This is a genomic window from Paenibacillus dokdonensis, from assembly GCF_004916975.1.
Taxonomy (GTDB): Bacteria; Bacillota; Bacilli; order Paenibacillales; family Paenibacillaceae; genus Paenibacillus_AQ; species Paenibacillus_AQ dokdonensis.
Window position 1 is genome coordinate 290,246 of sequence record NZ_STGQ01000002.1, and the last position, 16,675, is coordinate 306,920.

General features: G+C 50.0%; 14 protein-coding genes. 1 reads left to right on the top strand and 13 read right to left on the bottom strand.

What is annotated here, in order from left to right:
• Window positions 1-102: 102 nt before the first annotated feature.
• Window positions 103-1,356 (bottom strand): alkaline phosphatase, encoded by a 1,254-nt coding sequence (locus E6W40_RS19380; RefSeq protein WP_136607273.1) that lies wholly within the window; start codon window positions 1,354-1,356, stop codon window positions 103-105.
• A gap of 315 nt (window positions 1,357-1,671) precedes the next feature.
• Here E6W40_RS19380 and fumC point away from each other — a divergent pair, with 315 nt between their 5' ends.
• A complete protein-coding gene (fumC, locus tag E6W40_RS19385) occupies window positions 1,672-3,063 on the top strand; it encodes a class II fumarate hydratase (RefSeq protein WP_136607274.1) in 1,392 nt (463 codons plus the stop codon).
• Between the two features lie 83 nt (window positions 3,064-3,146).
• On the opposite strand, the gene E6W40_RS19390 is transcribed toward fumC, so the two are convergent.
• The 12 genes from E6W40_RS19390 to E6W40_RS19440 form a co-directional block, all read right to left on the bottom strand.
• A complete protein-coding gene (locus tag E6W40_RS19390) occupies window positions 3,147-4,406 on the bottom strand; it encodes an MFS transporter (protein ID WP_136607275.1) in 1,260 nt (419 codons plus the stop codon).
• Window positions 4,407-4,524: 118 nt separating this feature from the next.
• On the bottom strand, window positions 4,525-5,112 hold the full coding sequence (locus tag E6W40_RS19395) for a TetR/AcrR family transcriptional regulator (RefSeq protein WP_136607276.1): 588 nt from the start codon (window positions 5,110-5,112) through the stop codon (window positions 4,525-4,527).
• Window positions 5,113-5,290: 178 nt separating this feature from the next.
• A complete protein-coding gene (locus E6W40_RS29565) occupies window positions 5,291-5,449 on the bottom strand; it encodes a hypothetical protein (RefSeq protein WP_168928986.1) in 159 nt (52 codons plus the stop codon).
• Window positions 5,450-5,608: 159 nt separating this feature from the next.
• Complete coding sequence (cydC, locus tag E6W40_RS19400) at window positions 5,609-7,375, bottom strand: thiol reductant ABC exporter subunit CydC (RefSeq protein WP_136607277.1); 1,767 nt, start codon at window positions 7,373-7,375, stop codon at window positions 5,609-5,611.
• The gene (cydD, locus tag E6W40_RS19405) at window positions 7,372-9,111 is read right to left on the bottom strand and encodes a thiol reductant ABC exporter subunit CydD (protein WP_136607278.1); all 1,740 of its coding nucleotides are present in this window, start codon (window positions 9,109-9,111) and stop codon (window positions 7,372-7,374) included. Before cydD ends, cydC begins: the two co-directional genes overlap by 4 nt.
• Window positions 9,111-10,127, bottom strand: coding sequence for a cytochrome d ubiquinol oxidase subunit II (cydB, locus tag E6W40_RS19410; RefSeq protein ID WP_136607279.1), 1,017 nt, complete (start codon window positions 10,125-10,127; stop codon window positions 9,111-9,113). Before cydB ends, cydD begins: the two co-directional genes overlap by 1 nt.
• Window positions 10,114-11,520 carry a cytochrome ubiquinol oxidase subunit I gene (locus tag E6W40_RS19415; protein WP_136607280.1) on the bottom strand — a complete coding sequence of 469 codons (1,407 nt, stop codon included), beginning with the start codon at window positions 11,518-11,520 and terminating at the stop codon, window positions 10,114-10,116. The genes cydB and E6W40_RS19415 overlap by 14 nt, the downstream gene beginning before the upstream one ends.
• A gap of 540 nt (window positions 11,521-12,060) precedes the next feature.
• Entirely contained in the window at window positions 12,061-12,546 is a 486-nt protein-coding gene (locus E6W40_RS19420) for a hypothetical protein (RefSeq protein ID WP_136607281.1), read from the bottom strand.
• Between the two features lie 152 nt (window positions 12,547-12,698).
• Window positions 12,699-13,454, bottom strand: coding sequence for a YheC/YheD family protein (locus E6W40_RS19425; protein WP_136607282.1), 756 nt, complete (start codon window positions 13,452-13,454; stop codon window positions 12,699-12,701).
• A 260-nt stretch (window positions 13,455-13,714) separates the two neighbouring features.
• Window positions 13,715-15,370 carry a hypothetical protein gene (locus tag E6W40_RS19430; protein ID WP_136607283.1) on the bottom strand — a complete coding sequence of 552 codons (1,656 nt, stop codon included), beginning with the start codon at window positions 15,368-15,370 and terminating at the stop codon, window positions 13,715-13,717.
• A gap of 3 nt (window positions 15,371-15,373) precedes the next feature.
• Window positions 15,374-16,117, bottom strand: coding sequence for an ABC transporter ATP-binding protein (locus E6W40_RS19435; RefSeq protein ID WP_246073163.1), 744 nt, complete (start codon window positions 16,115-16,117; stop codon window positions 15,374-15,376).
• Between the two features lie 209 nt (window positions 16,118-16,326).
• Window positions 16,327-16,644 carry a cupin domain-containing protein gene (locus E6W40_RS19440; protein ID WP_136607285.1) on the bottom strand — a complete coding sequence of 106 codons (318 nt, stop codon included), beginning with the start codon at window positions 16,642-16,644 and terminating at the stop codon, window positions 16,327-16,329.
• Window positions 16,645-16,675: the final 31 nt, after the last annotated feature.

Sequence of the window (16,675 nt, forward strand, 5' to 3'; positions counted from 1 at the left end):
ATGAATGTTTCCATGTGAACCCAAACAGCCTGAGTCCTTATGAATACAGGACTCAGGCTGCTTAAAGATTGCTTTTTAATAGCCGCCTGCATGACAGGCTTCTTACTTCATGAGCCCCCAAGCCTTAAGAATCGCATCATGCACGTACGTATTTTCATGGACGCCGGTGAAGAGCTCCGCGCCGCTTCCCATCGCAGTCAGTGGAATATCAACCCCGGTATGTCCCGAAGTCGTCCAGTCAACGTAGAACTGCTCCTTGGAGCCGTAGATACTGAATGGTCCATCCTCTTTCGAGATTCCGTCACCAGACTCATCCTTATCATCCACACCTTCGAGTGCAAAACCGCCGGTTTCATGATCAGCCAGCACCAGTACGAGCGTATCCGGATGCTTTTTCGCGAATTCCTTGGCAACGCCCACCGCTTTATCCAGCTCCTGTCCAGCCTTGATCGTCAGCTTCGCGTTGTTTTCATGCGCCATTTCATCGGTTCCTTCCTCTTCAACCATCAGGAAAAATCCTTTTTTGTTCGTGGAGAGGGTATCCAGCGCCTTCTGTGTCATGTCCTTCAGCGGTACAACCGGGTTGTACACATCGCCTTCTCCCTCAGGCTTCTGCTGGAACATCTCCTCATTAGCGAACAGCCCGAGAATTTTTCCGTTCTTCGCTTTTTGCAGCTCCTCCTTGCTCGTCACATATTGATAGCCGAGTTTTTTGGCATGATCCACCAGATTGCCTTCCGTCCCTTTGCTTTCTTCCGTTGGATCTTCGGCGGGATGATCCTCGAATTTACCCGGGTTGCCGGCAGGATACCAGAAATCTTCTCCGCCTCCGAGCAGCACGTCTACCTTGCTGTTATCGAGATATTGCTTTGCGATCTTGCTTTGCTGTGAACGGTCTTCGACATGGGATCCAAACACCGCCGGTGTCGCATCGGTAATCTGGCTTGTCGTCACGAGACCCGTTGATTTGCCGAGTCCTTTTGCAACTTCCAGCAGGGTTTTGACAGGTTTTTTATTCGCATCAACGCCTACGGCGCCGTTATATGTTTTGACTCCGCTGGCAATCGCTGTTCCTGCAGCTGCTGAATCGGTCACGGCTACAGTGGAGTGCGTACGGAGAAATGCGGAATAAGGCATATCGTCCATCTGAAGCTTGCCATTTAATCCGACTGTATTCAGGCGGATAGCATCCCGCTGCGCTGCTCCCATGCCGTCACCGACGAACAGGATTACATTTTTTGCTTTCGTGGACGCTGTGTTCCCTTTGGCTTGAACAATCCCTCCGGAAATCACAAGACTTGCTGCCGCTGTCAGGCATAGTGCGGCTTGTACGATGCTCCGTTTCTTTCTTATCATCACATTTCCTCCTTTGGTTGAATGATACTAGAGTCAGTATAGAAGGAAACTGTTAAATAAATTTCTAATAAATGTTAATTGTATGTATAATATATCTTTTCATATATATAAAATTGAAATAAAGAAAACGACAAGCTTTATTTCAGTTTATATAGTTAAATTGAAATAACGAAAACGGCATGCTTTATTTCATTTTATATAGAAGGAAGATTATGATATATTTCATATCAGGTGGGTCCGTTTCAATAGGCTTTTTTATGGAGATGGATCTCAGGATTGAATAGAAACTCACGTGTGGTGAAGGAGGAAATACAAGTGGAATTCAGAATTGAAAAAGACACCATTGGTGAAATTAAAGTTCCTGCGGACAAGCTATGGGCAGCCCAAACGCAGCGGAGCTTTGAAAATTTCAAAATTGGCACAGAAAAAATGCCGCTGGAACTGATCCGCGAATTTGCGATCCTGAAAAAAAGTGCGGCTCTTGCCAATAAAGAGCTGGGCAAGCTCAACGCTGAGAAGGCCGATGCCATCGTGGCAGCAGCCGATGAGGTCATCGCAGGCAAGCTGAACGAGCACTTCCCGCTGGCTGTTTGGCAAACCGGAAGCGGCACCCAGTCGAATATGAATGTGAATGAGGTTATCGCGAACCGCGCCAACCAAATGCTTCAGGAAAAAGGCAGCGAGCAGCGCATTCATCCAAACGATGACGTCAACAAATCGCAAAGCTCGAACGATACGTTCCCAACAGCGATGCATATCGCGGCACTCATTGCCGTTGAGGATCAAGTCCTCCCTGCCATCGCCAAGCTGAAGGAAACGTTCCGCTCGAAGAGCGAAGAGTATATGGATATTATCAAAATCGGCAGAACGCATCTGCAGGATGCTACTCCACTTACGCTCGGCCAAGAAATCAGCGGCTGGCACCGCATGCTGGAGAAAAGCGAAAGCATGATCCGCACCAGCATCGAATCGCTGCGTGAGTTGGCGATCGGCGGAACAGCTGTCGGCACAGGCATCAATGCTCATCCGAAGTTCGGCGACATGACGGCTGCCAACATCAGCAAGCTGACCGGCAAAACCTTCACCTCCGCCTTGAACAAATTCCATGCGCTCACAAGCCATGACGAGCTCGTGTATGTTCACGGCGCGCTGAAAGCGCTTGCCGCTGATCTCATGAAAATCGCCAACGATGTGCGCTGGCTGGCCAGTGGTCCGCGCTGCGGCATCGGTGAGCTTGTGATCCCTGCCAACGAGCCGGGCAGCTCCATTATGCCGGGCAAAGTGAACCCTACACAAAGTGAAGCGATCACGATGGTCGTGTGCCAGGTTATGGGTAATGATGCTGCCATCGGCTTTGCTGCCAGCCAAGGCAACTTTGAGCTGAACGTGTTCAAGCCGGTGATCATTTTCAATTTCCTGCAATCCGCACGTCTGCTGGCGGATTCAATGGTATCCTTCAATGACCACTGCGCCGTAGGCATCGAGCCAAACCGTTCCGTGATTGAACGCAATCTGAACCAATCGCTGATGCTGGTAACGGCGCTCAATCCGCATATCGGCTATGAAAATGCCGCAGCGGTAGCCAAGATGGCTCACAAGGAAGGACTGACCTTGAAGGAAGCAGCTCTGAAGAGCAACCTGCTGACCGAAGAGCAGTTCGATGCTGTGGTGCGTCCGGAGCAAATGATCCATCCGAAGGAAGACTAAACTCTTTCATAAATAAAAAAAAGCAGCCTATCCGCGGATGGGCTGCTTTTTTTGTATCGGCTCGTTGGGAGGGCTTTTGTTGCTTAGAACTGCTCTTGAAGCGCCCCTTCGCATCCCATCTTGGGTGCTGCGGATACTCTTTGCTCTTGTGACAGCAGCTGTGACTTACGGGCGCTATAATATCTCGCAAATCGGACTGAATACGCCAGCATGTAGAGTACCAGCAAGGAAGCCAGAATATTTAATACGATCAGCGACACATGCAGGTCGAAGAAATACGTCAGAATGCCAGTGCCCACAATGGGAACGATGAAACCGGAGTATCCGGCCAAATAGAAGCTTGTAATTACTTTCGGACGCTCCTCCGGATTGGGAAGCTCTCCGGCAAGCTGCAAACTGATCTGAAACGTCCAGCCGCTGCCGATTGCCTGAACAAGAACTCCGATCCAGAGCAGGATGATGCTTCCCGTTGAACCCGAGAATACGACCAGCCAAGCACCTATAGCCAGCAATACAATACCGATACGCAGGCGAGTGACCGGGTATTTAACCCATGGCAGCAGCTGCATGAGGGCTCCGCCTCCCAGAAGCAGCAGAATCAGCAACCCTGACACGGAAAGATTCGTAGTATGGATCACACTTTTTACAAAGGAAGGGATCAGTGAAAGTATGATTCCGTTCAGCGTAAACAACGTAAAGATCGGAAGAGCACTGAAAGACCAGAAATGACGGCGGATATCTGTGGGAACACCGAGAGATATAGGTGCAGATGCAGTTTTTCCCATTCTTTTCTGTGCCTCGAAATCATGATCCTTTAACGTTTCAAGAGCAGCCCAGGCGCTAACCAGCAGTAGGGTCAAGAACCAGAACGGCATACGCAGCGGCATGATATGCAAATATTGAATGACCAGTCCGGTCAGTGCCGGCCCGAGGCCAAAACCGACGGACACCGTGATTCCCGATAAGGTGATTGCTTTTTTCGCTTGATCTTTGGAACTCTGCTGCAGCAGGAAAGCTACCGCCGTTCCCGTAAAGGTGCCGTATGCGATGCCTTCGAGTATCCTCGCCGCATAGATCAACCACGCCTGCTGACTCCCCATAAAGAGAATCGTAGCCGCGATCGAAATCCAGATACTGATGCGAAGAACCCTTTTTAATCCCCACCCGCCTCCTCTTGATCCCGCAATGAGCAGTGACGGCAGCAGAAAGAGGGCATAAACCGCAAATAAGATCGTGATCTGCAAGCTGCTTAATTGATAATGCTCCTGATAAAGCGGGAATAGCGGTGAGGTAAAGGTGGCTCCGACGGACATCATCAGAATGACCCATAACATTCGTTTCATTGACATCATCTCCATTTCTAGAATGGTCGTTCAAGAATAAGGCAAAAAAATAGAATCTCACCTTCTCATCAACTTCAAGCAATACTTGAACATCCATTCAAGAATTATCAAAAAAAAATTATAGTATGGCCGAAATTGCCACTTTACAGAAATCTTCAAGCACGCTGCGATCCGCCGCGGTCCGCGCCATCACATGCAGCCCCTGTTTGGTTCCAGCCAGAAATCGCGCCAGCTCGCGGGGACTGTGTTTGCTTTTCAGGCATCCTTTTTTCTGTACACGCATTAAGAAGCTAAAAAATAAAGCCTCCGTATTCGTCGCATGCGCCTCAATCCGGCTGGCCACATTCGGCACATAAGCCACGGGTCCAAGCGTCGTATTCGTCATTAAACAGCCGCGCCCGCGTGCGGCGTTGTTCATGGATACATCGATCACTTTGGAGAAATAGCGTTCCAGCTGTTCCTTGGGCGAATCGCTGTTTTCTTTTAAAATATAATTATAATTTTCATCAGCCCGTTCACTGAAACGGTCCAGGCAGGCCAAGAACAACTCATGTTTATCCCCAAACGTGTCGTAGAGACTGCCCCGGTGAATTCCCAGGTGATCACACAGATCCTGAATCGAGGTGCTTTCATAGCCCTTCTCCCAGAATAGGTCCAGTGCCTGATCAACAGCCTTTTCCTGGTCAAACTCTTTATGTCTCCCCATGGATAGTCCCCCTTTCGTGTAATTAATATAATTTTTCTTGAACGATAAGTCAAGTATTAGACGACCTTGAACGATTACAATGGGCTCATCCCTGCATAGAGCTTGACCTCAACCATAACAGGGGTGCCTCTCGGTCTGCAGACCTTTGAAGACACCCCTCATCATCATGTATTAAACATTACTCTTTATTCTCTGATTGCTGCTGGCCAAACGCTTCCTTCGCGTCTTCTTCCATTTCTTTCGCAAACTCTTCTCTTTGCTCGTCAGGTACCGGCATTTTGTTCAGCTTCGTGGTTTGTACCTCATACTTGCTTGGCTCCTGGGAATTGTTGCTCATCTTACTCGCACCTCCTTTAAGTTACCAACTTGCCCATATGTAGGATGCGGCGACGAGTCTCTTTTTATGCACTCAACGGGATGAACGATATCCTTCCACGCATCCCCAATATAAATAGAGCCATACCGCTTCCTGGCGGCATGACTCCAATATATCCTTTCACTTCACCATAAACGCCTCCGGACGATCCAGCCGGTACAGATTGCGGTACCGCTCGGATGTTGCCATCAGTTCCGCATGGGAACCTCTCATCTCTATGTGTCCGTTCTCCATGAAAATGATCTCATCCATATGCTCGGCACCCACCAAATGATGCGTTACCCAGACCAATGACTTGCCCTTCATCGTATCCAGGATCGTTGCGAGCAGATCATTTTCGGTGCGTGGGTCCAGTCCAACGGTCGGCTCGTCAAGGATGACAACCGGATTGTTCTGGAGAAGAACCCTCGCCAGCGCGATCCGCTGGCGCTCACCACCTGAGAAGCGCTGCCCCGTCTCATGCATCGGCGTTTTGTAGCCGAGAGGCAGGGATTCGATTAGCTGGTCCAGCTTAACCTGACCGGCTGCGCGCCGGATATCCTCGTCCTCGGCATCGCGGTCGCCTAGGCGGATATTGTTCGCCACGGTCGTGTCGAACAGATGCGGGCTTTGATTCAATACGGAGACTACCTGCGGCATTTGGTCGCCAATCGCAAACGCATCCATGTCATTTAATCTGACGGTTCCTGATGAAGGTGCCAGAGCGCCCTCGATCATCTTGAGCAGCGTCGATTTGCCCGCCCCGCTGCGGCCGATAATGGCAATCCGCTTGCCTTGCGGCAGATCAAGCGATACATCCTGCAGCGACCAGGGTGAAGCTTCATCATAGCGGAAGCTGACGTTTTGCACCGTTAGATGGACATCGGATGCTGCCATCTGGCGAACTTCCTCTGCGGAAATGCGTGAAACGTTCTCTTCCGTCCCATCCGCGCCGGCTGTCCGGCCGATGTCACGGAGCCGCTGCAGTGAGCTCTGGTAGCTTGGTATTTTTTCAATCGCTTCAGATACCGGCATAAATGCATCCATAATCGGGAACATCACCAGCACAAAAGCCGCAATCAGCGTTGCCGGGATATGCCCGCCGGCATATTCGCGCGCTGCCCATACCACCATTGAAATGACGCTGAGGCCAATCACAACCTGCCCGATCAGCTGCCGCCAGCGTGCCCAGCTCTTGAGCTGGCTGTTCACCCGTGCCGCCTCACGCTCATCCGCTTCATAGGCAACGAGAAAATGCGATTGTCTGCCGCTGATGACCCAGTCGCTCATGCCAAGCACGGCGTCGGTCAACTTGCTGTACAAGCCGCTGCGCTGCTGCTTCGAAAGACGGCTTTTCGCCTTGGTAATAAGCAGTGATACCCAAGGCAGAACCGCTACGAGAATAAAGATATACAGCGCCATGAAAAGCGCAAACTTGATATCAAACCATCCCAAAGCCGCAATGGAGGCAATGTACATCACAAGCGCCACGACACCCGGAAATACGGTTCTGAGGTAAACATCCTGCAGGTATTGAATATCGTCAGATAGGACGCCGAGCACATCCCCCGTACGAAACCGGGAGGATATGAACAACGCCTGCGGCTCCAGAATCCGGTATAGTCTTGTACGCATCAGCGACACAATCCGCAGCACCGCATCATGGCTGACCAGCCGCTCCACATAGTGGACCGCCGCACGCCCAATCCCGAAGGTGCGGACCAGAACGATCGGCACATATACCATCAGGATATTTTCCGGGCGGAGCGCCGCTTTGGAAATCAGGAAGCCCGAGGTGAACATGAGCATCGATGCAGTCAGGAGTGTAAGGCAGCCCAGCACAATAATGATCAGAAATCGCCCCCGGTACGTTCGTACATAGGGCCGCAGCCAGCTCTCTTCTCTCACTCTACTCCCCCCAGTTGCGATTGTATCAGCTCATAGTAGACTCCCCTGCGGGCAATCAGTTCTTCATGGGTACCGGTTTCAGCTACTCTTCCGTGATCCAGTACGATAATCCGGTCCATATCCGGCATCCAGTGCAAACGATGTGTCGCAAGGAATACCAGCTTATTCTCGAAAAGAGACAACATCGTCTGCTTCAGTTCATATTCCGTCTCTATATCCAAATGTGCTGTCGGCTCATCCAGCAAAATGACGGGCCGGTCGCTAAGAAAAGCCCGGGCCAATGCTACACGCTGCTCCTGTCCGCCGCTCAGCTGGCGGCCGCCATTCCCGATGAGTTCCTCCGCACCATGCGGCAGGCTGTGTACCAGCTCCGATAATCCCGCGGCTGCCACCGCCTGTTCCACATCCGAGACATTCGCATCCGGCGAATAGAAGCAGATATTGTCCGCCAGCGTGCTGCTGAAAATATAGGGATGCTGCGGGATATACGTCGTCAGCTTTCTCCAGGCATCCGTCGTAAGCGAACCCCGGCGCTGATCATTCAGAACCATGTTTCCTGCCGACGGCTTCAGGAATCCGCCCAGTACATCAATCAGTGTGGATTTACCGGCGCCGCTGGCACCAATAATCCCGATCTTCCCCAGCCCTTGCACATCCAGCGAAACCTCCTGCAGCGAATGCGGGCCTTCCTGCTGATGCTGCACACCAACACCTGACAGGATCAGACGGCTGCTTATCGTCCAGTCCAGTTCTCTCTCTTCCTGACCCGTACTTTGAACATCCGGTTCTTGTGTTAGCGGCTCATCGATGATAAGCTGCATCGCTGCTCCGGCTTCCTTGCCATCGAGTGTTGCATGAAAGTCCGCGCCGACCATACGTACCGGCAGGAAATATTCCGGCGCAAGAATCAGTACCGTCAGTCCGGTCACCAGTGCCAGTTCACCGTTAACCAGCCGCAGGCCGAGGCCAACGGCGACAACAGCCACTGATAGCATAGTGAAAAAGTCCAGTGCGAATGAGGACAGAAAGGCCACGCGCAATGTGCGCATGGTTGCCGATCTGTAGCGGTCGCTCACCCGGGCGATGGTATCGCTGTGCGAGCGGCTTTGCCCCAGCAGCTTCAGGGTTTCCAAACCGCGCAGCGAATCCACAAAATGGTTCGAAAGCGTGCGGTACGTATCCAGCTGCTTTTCTGTATGTTTTCGGGCAGCAAGCCCGATCAGAATCATAAATACAATCAGAATGGGCATCGACAGAATCAAAATGATCCCGGATGTGATGTCCTGCATGAAAATATACACCAGGATGATCCAGGGAATGATCGACATCCCGGCCATCCGCGGCACGATCAGCTCCAGGTAGTTCCGGAACTTCGCAGCACCCTCCAGCACAAGAGTAACCAGGTTACCTGTGCCTTCCTGCTTCGCGAACCGGGGTCCGAGCTGGAACAGCTTCTCCATAACCTGCTTCCGCAGACTGGCACCTGTCCGCTCAGCGAACGCATAGCTGATTTTTTGCTGAAAAAAACCGATGATGTGCCGGACCAGAAATGCACCGAGAAACATCATCATTTTATTGTATTGCGTGTGAAGAGGTTCACCGGCAAAGAGGGCGGAGAGGACCTCCGCCAGCCATCTTGCCAGTAGTATGATGGATACGCTTTGTACCAGCGTGAGCAGCAGAACAGCGGCAAGTGTTGGCTTTATCCCTTTGAAGCCCAGTAAATTACGATCCATTAATACTCCAGATGCTTCTCGTGAACCCGTTTATGAAAGACGAAGTAGCTCCAGATCTGATAACCAAGCACGAAAGGCAGCAGGGATAAAGCCACAATGGTCATCACCTTAAGCGAGTAATGTCCGGAAGCCGCGTTGGTTAAAGTCAGGTTGAAGGCCGCATCAATCGAGCTGACCATGACATTTGGGAAGAGCCCGATGAAGAAGAAAGCAATCGTCAGCGCTATGACCGCGCCGGTCATACCAAATGCCCAGCCGTCTTTTTTCTTGCCGGAAAACAGAGCAGCCAGCGCAAATGCTATGATTATTACCGCAATGACAGCCATCAAAATGCCGCCACGAACCTCAAAAATTCCGGTATTAAAATACGTCAGGGTCAAGAAAGCAACCACCATCACGGCAAGTGGGACCATCAGATTACGTGCCATTTTACGTGCGCGGTCCTGAAGTTCACCGTTCACACGCAGCGTCGCAAACAGAAGTCCATGCACGAGGCAGAGCAGCACCATTGTCAGGCCGCCAACCACGGAATACACATTCACGATATCGCCGAAGAACGAAGCTCTCATCTCCATGGCCTGATCAATGGGAAGCCCTTGGATCAAGTCTGTGAACACCACGCCCAGCAAAAGCGGCGGCAGCAGACTGCCGGTAAAGATGATGACGTCCCATGTTTTTTTCCAGGATTGCTTCTCCACCTTGCCCCGGTATTCGAATGCAACTCCGCGCCCGATCAGTGCCAGCAGCAGCAGCACTAGCGGAGTATAGAATCCGCTGAACAGCGTGGCGTACCAGTTCGGAAATGCGGCGAACATCGCGCCCCCCGCAGTCAGGAGCCATACCTCGTTGCCATCCCAGAAGGGTCCGATCGAGTTGATGAGCAGCCGGCGCTCCCCATCTGTCTTTGCCAAGATGCCTGTAGACATTCCTACGCCAAAGTCGAAGCCTTCCAGAAAGAAAAAGCCGGTGAATAATACCGCGACAAGCACAAACCAGAGTTCATTAAGAGATAGCATGACGGTATCCCTCCTTATCGAATGGATCATGGGATTCTTCATGTTGAGGCTTCACTTCGTAAGGCCCCTTTTTAATCGTGCGAACAAACAGGTAGACCATGACAGCTCCCAGAATGGCATAAGCACCAACGAAGACGATGAGGGAGAACAGCACCTGGCCGGATGTCACGCTAGGCGAAACGCTGTCCGCTGTCGTCATGAGTCCGAATACGGTCCATGGCTGGCGTCCCATCTCGGTCATAAGCCAGCCGGATGTGTTAGCAATGACGGGAAGTGAAATGCTGAACAGCATAATCCGGTAAAACCATTTGTTTCTGTTTTCGAGTTTTTTACGTGCTGCCAGGTATACGCCGTACAAGCTGAACACGATCATCAGCGAGCCTGCAGCCACCATGAAGCGGAAGCTCCAGAACGTGGTGCGTACCGGTGGAATGTAATCGCCGGGACCGTATTTTTGCTCATACTCCGCCTGCAGCTCCTTCATGCCTTTGACTTCGCCGGAGAACTTACTGTACGACAGAAAGCTGAGCAGATAGGGAATTTGGAACTCGCCTGTATTCTTCTGTTCTTTTGTATTGATCATTGCCGTTACCGTCCATGCAGCCGGATCGCCGCTGTTTTCCCAGAGCGCTTCGGTAGCAGCCATTTTCATCGGCTGTGTTTTGACCAGGTACTGTGCTTGCTGGTGACCGACCAAAGCCACGCCAATGGAAGTTACGAGCCCAACGATAACCGCAATCGTAAACGATTTCTTGAAAAATGCGACATCCTGCTTCTTCAGCAGCTTATACGCGCTCACGCCTCCGATTAAGAACGCTCCCGTCAGAAAGGCACCCAGAATGGTATGCGGGAATTCCAGCAGCAGCTGGCCGTTCGTGATCAGTGCAAGGAAATCGTTCATTTCCGCGCGTCCATTATTCATGGTGAAGCCGACAGGTCTTTGCATGAAGGAATTCGCAGCCAGAATCCAGAACGCCGACATCACTGTGCCAATGGCTACCAGCCAGATACAGAGTGCATGGACTTTTTTGGAGAGCCGATCCCATCCGAAAATCCAAAGCCCGATAAACGTTGATTCCAGGAAGAAGGCGAGCAGCGCTTCAACCGCTAGCGGCGCCCCGAATACGTCCCCGACGAATCGGGAGTAAGCTGACCAGTTCATCCCGAACTGGAACTCCTGCAGAATGCCTGTGACCACCCCAATCGCGAAATTGATCAGGAACAGCTTGCCCCAGAACTTGGCCATTTCTTTATATTCTTCTTTGCCTTTGACGACATACATCGTTTCCATGATTGCGATCAGAAGAGCCAAACCGATCGACACGGGCACGAAGAAGAAGTGAAAAATCGTCGTTGCTGCATACTGGATCCGAGACAGCATCACTACATCCATTTTTCTTCCCTCTTTCTAAAAGTTATTCTCAGAACCCTGTACTTCCCGGATTCGTGAACACACAAGTATTAGTTATCCTTCGGATTATGCAAAATTCGTTTCCACGCCTTTTTTGACTTTTGCAATATCCTTTCCTTCATGTATTCTGGCAGACGAACGACGCTTCCAATGTGATAAATGTCACATTCTCCGGTCCAAAAATGAGATAATGTGAATTATGTCACAAAATATTAAAAATTTTAGGCATTGCCTCTCGCCGGCTTATGATTGTACATACATATCCACTCCAGTTACCGGCGCAGCCCATGATTTATTACCCAAAGCCATCGCAAATATTACCAAAATATCCCTGCGTGTATCAAAACATCTTTCCTGCGTCCCTATCTCCCGCTGATCGAAAGGTTCAAGCTTTAGAATGCTATAAATGAACAAAACAAAAGGGACTGTCCAAGCCGTAGCGGCCTTGAGGCAGTCCCTTAAACATGTTCAATTCATCCTCTATGTCTTCACCCTGTGACGGGCGTTTTTTGCTCATTCATGCTAGTCCCTTGATACATAATACTTGTTGGTCATGTACCAGGCATCGCCCTTGTCTGTAGACACTCTGCCCTTTTTCTTGTCCAAAAACACGATCTCCTTACATTTGGAACAATACCATTTCGTCGTGTAGTATTGGGAAAAGGTCGTGTATGTGGTACCGCATTTGCAGTCGACTTTAAAGTATACACGGTTCTCTTCATACGCTTTCGACAGCTGGTCGGCATTATCCGGTTCGGCCGGCGGGTTGCCTACGGGCTTGATGACTTCAGCGTAATTAGAGAACCGATTATGCACTTTAAAATCCGCAACCAGCTCTGGATTGAGGCCAAAAAACTCTTTGCCAATAGCTGTGATGAATTTCGCATCGGTACGATAGCATTCGATCCATTCCTGAATTTGCTTATTCGATAAAGGTACAGTTCCTTTAATGCCACTATTCAAGGTGTAGGTCATGATGGTCAGATTCTCATTGTCTTCATAGAACATTAATTCAGAAACCTCCTTATGATTTCATCTATTAATGTACTACTTCTTCGGGTCATAATCAAAGTGTGAAATATAGGCAGTAAAGTGCAAACAGGAAAATAACTCACGACGTATTCTTACGAGGGTCAGACCGAATGTTGAGTGGCAAAAAGCTATAAAGAGGCGCGTCTATATTTCATTACTTTTCGATACATTCTTTTATCAGAAAGCTGGTTGAAAATATACGGATCAGGATTCGTGTTTACTTCCAATATCCACGGCGTCCAGGTGCGGTCAAATCCAATATCAAGCCCAAGTTGTCTGAATCCAGGATACTTGGCATGCATATGACGGGCTACTTTAACGCCCAGTCGTTCCAGCGTCCCTATCGTTTTGGTCATTTGATTCTGGGATAAATGCGCGCCCAGCAGACGATTGACATCCATCGGCTTTCCGCCGCTATGGTAATTCGTCACAATTTTCCCCGGATGCGCTACCCTTCCGATCAGCCCCGTTGTTTCCCATATTCCCTTCGGGCTCAGCTGAACCATCACGCGGATATCAAAACGGCGGTGATTGTATTTCACCAGATGAATCCCTTTCTGAATAAGGTAGCTTCTGCTTCCGGTTAATTTTATAAGAGATTCATAAAATGAATCGAAATCTTTTTTTATATTGACCTTGGTTCCCAGCTGATGCGAATAACCTCCTGACTCCAGCTTCTCCACCCGGATCACACCGTTGCCAAAGGTCCCTACATCAGGCTTAACATATACCATTTTATAGGTACTCAGCATAGACTTCAAAGTCGGCTTACTTAACTTTCGTGTATCCGGTATAACCGACTTCACATCATCATGAACCACAAGCAGTTTCGTTTTAGTCCACTTACTCATCAAGGTTGAACGCAGTTTCCTTTTTTCAGTCATCTCATGATCTCTCCATTCCGGGGCGTTTAGGTAGCGTAGCGAAGACTGTATAGTTTATGCACGAATTCCGGTGATGAACAGGCCATTGTCACCCTTATCGCAATGATAGGCCGCCTGTACGGATGAAAGACTATACTCTCTCTAACCGACTTGCATACAAGTAAAGAGATGAACATCTATCGCTTGTAACGGACAGGAGGAAGGTTCCAGAAACAGAAGAACAACGCAAAGAATCCCCCTGCTAGGGGGATCCGGCATTTTTAATCATATGTTAAATGGTTTAAAGATCCCTTGCGGAAAGCCAGCTTCCAGGCGATGAAATTGAAGACCAATAGCAGCAGCATCCACAGGTACTTCCCATACGCTAAAAATGTAAAGCCCAGGTGGGCGCCTGCGAATACGCCAAGCAATATCATCAGCCCCAAGAAAACAAAAGTGCTTCCTGATTGCGTGTTCTGAAAAGGCCTCGAAAAAGGCAGTTCCTTGTCAAGCACCATAAAGCTAATTACGGTATACAGCAGGACGCTAAGCAGAATGACGACAAGATCGGGAATAATCCTCGCCCCGAAAATAAACAGGAAAACAACGGCCTGAAACACAAACACCGGTCCGAACAGCCTGGCGATCATCGCCTTCACAGCCCCTTTATAGATCGGGGCGCTATCCCTCAGCGGGATGGTCTGGTAGATCCATGCTCCTTTAGAGCTGCCGGAGAACCTGAGCATCAGGACGATGGTCGGAATCATCATCGCACAGAAATACACAAACAGATAACCCCTGCCCTCTCTCATCGCCGCGAAGCCGCTGTTTGAACGCAAAATATTAAACATGAAAATAAACGGAAAGATCAGAGAGAATCCCAGCTGCGGATATACCTTCAGCTTGAAATCCCGCTCCCGCCCCATCATGTCCCAGGAGAAGCGGAAGAACAGCCTTTCGATATTCCCCCGGCAAAATAAGACGCTGAGCCGATCCGCAAGCCGGAGCCGGTTCATTTTCCCCCGTGCCTGATGGGTGGCGAGTTTTTGCAAATTCCGTTCGAAGGAAGGCATCAGCAAGGAATAAATCCATAACGCGGCCAGCGGGCCAACCACGGACAGCACCGAGAAAATAATAACATACATATTCCCGCCTTCGCCTAGCAGCCATTCGAAGGAAGATGCGAACCAGGTAGGGAAGATAAATAGTTCCCACCATTTCGCCGTAAAGGCCACCTTAACATCCATCAGATTAAATAATCTGGAGATGAACTGGTATCCGACGGTCATGGCAATGGTCAGTCCGATCTGAACATAGTTGATAATATCCTTCAGCTTCTCCCCGTCAAAAAAGCGCAGCACGAGCCAATACAGCGCCGCCGTCAGTACGACGATAAACACGTCCATCAGGATGATTTCCACGATAAACAGCAGGAAAAAGAGAATGCCATGCCTGTACAGTCCCACCAAGAGAGGCAGCACGGTCAGTGATCCGGTCAGCAGCAGCAGGTAGATCGCCACATGCAGCAGCTTTGCCATATTGATCGCCTTGCGCTGAACCGGTTTGGAAAATAAAATATTGCGGTCACGGACATCCAGCAGCACCGAAGAAAAGTCGGAAATCATGGAAGTCGTGATCATAAACATGAGTATGCCGAATACCAGGCTCATCTGAAACATGAAGTTCATCTTCATGGCCACGAGCGGCACCAGCACCAGACTGAGCACAATGTATATCCACAGCGACTTAATAAACTGATTGGACATCGTGGCGGGATCAGCGTTTTTGGAGGATTTCTGAAGCAGCGTTGGCGCCCTGCGTCCATCCATCAGCAGTTTGATCTCCAAAATCTTACGCATCACCGGGTAATCCACGCCGAATTTCTCAAACACATTCCGCAGCGGGTCCAGCATACGAAGCCATTTTATCGTTCCCATAGGCTACACCTCTTGGACGATCGATACAAATGACGCCGCCACATCCTTATATTCATGAAATCCCGTTAAATCGTTGAAAATCTGCTCCAGCGAGCGCTCATGCGACTGCTCCCGCAGCTCCTCAAAGCTGCCGTCTGCGACAATCTGTCCCCCGTTTAACAGCAGAATACGGCTGCTGATCTTCTCCACAACGTCCATAATATGCGATGAATAAAAAATCGTCTTGCCTTCCGCCGCCAGCGCGGCCAGAATTTCCTTCACGATCATGACGCTGTTGGCATCCAGACCGCTCAGCGGCTCATCCAGGAACAGGATATCCGGATTATGCAGCAGACTCGATATGAGGAGCACCTTCTGCCGCATCCCTTTACTAAATGAAGATATCCGGTCAAAATAAACCTCTTCCAGCCCGAATTTAGTCATCAAACGTCTCGCCTTATGGTCAGCCTTCCGCTGCGTAAGTCCATACAGCTCACCCACAAACCCCAGATACTCCTGCGCGGTGAGACTGTCATACAGCTCCGCTACCTCAGGCACATAGCCTATACGCCGCTTGTATTCGATGTCCCCGTCCGCGATGTCCCTGCCAAAGATCCGCACCTCTCCCTGGTAACCCTCTACCAGACCGAGCATGATTTTGACCGTTGTGCTTTTGCCCGCGCCATTTGGACCGATATAGCCGATAATTTGCCCCTCGTACACGTCCAGATCAATTCCCTGCAAAATCGGCTTGCTTCCATAACTCATTTCCAAATTGCGGATGGATATTACGCGTTCTTTTGAAGTTTCCGCCGTTTCTATCAATTCGCATCTCTCCCTTGGGTATTGCCTTATGTATTTTAAAAATCTACCACTTCCAAATACTAACATAATTTCTAGCTGAGCTGGTATGATCCTGAATTTTCATAGAAAAGAAAAAAAGAAGCCCCGGATCGGACTTCCTTCTATTAAGTATACTATCTGCGAATCAGGTCCTCGCGCAGCGGCGTGAAGCAGTCCAGCAGCGCGCTCGGCTCAAGCGCCTTAGCCCCATGCCTCGCACCGCCCGGAATGACAATGGTTTCACCTGCGGAAATAATGGTCTTCTCACCATCAATAGTGAATTCGATCTTTCCCTTCAGGCAGTAAGACATCTGCTCATGGGAGTGTGCATGCTCATAGCCTTCCGCACCCTCCTCAAAATGAACCTCCATCATCATTAGCGATGCCCCCGGCTGCATGATTTTACGGATCACGCCCGGTTCGGCATCTTCCCATTTTCCAATGTTGCTCATATGAGTTCCTCCTTATTCTCAGTTGCCAGGA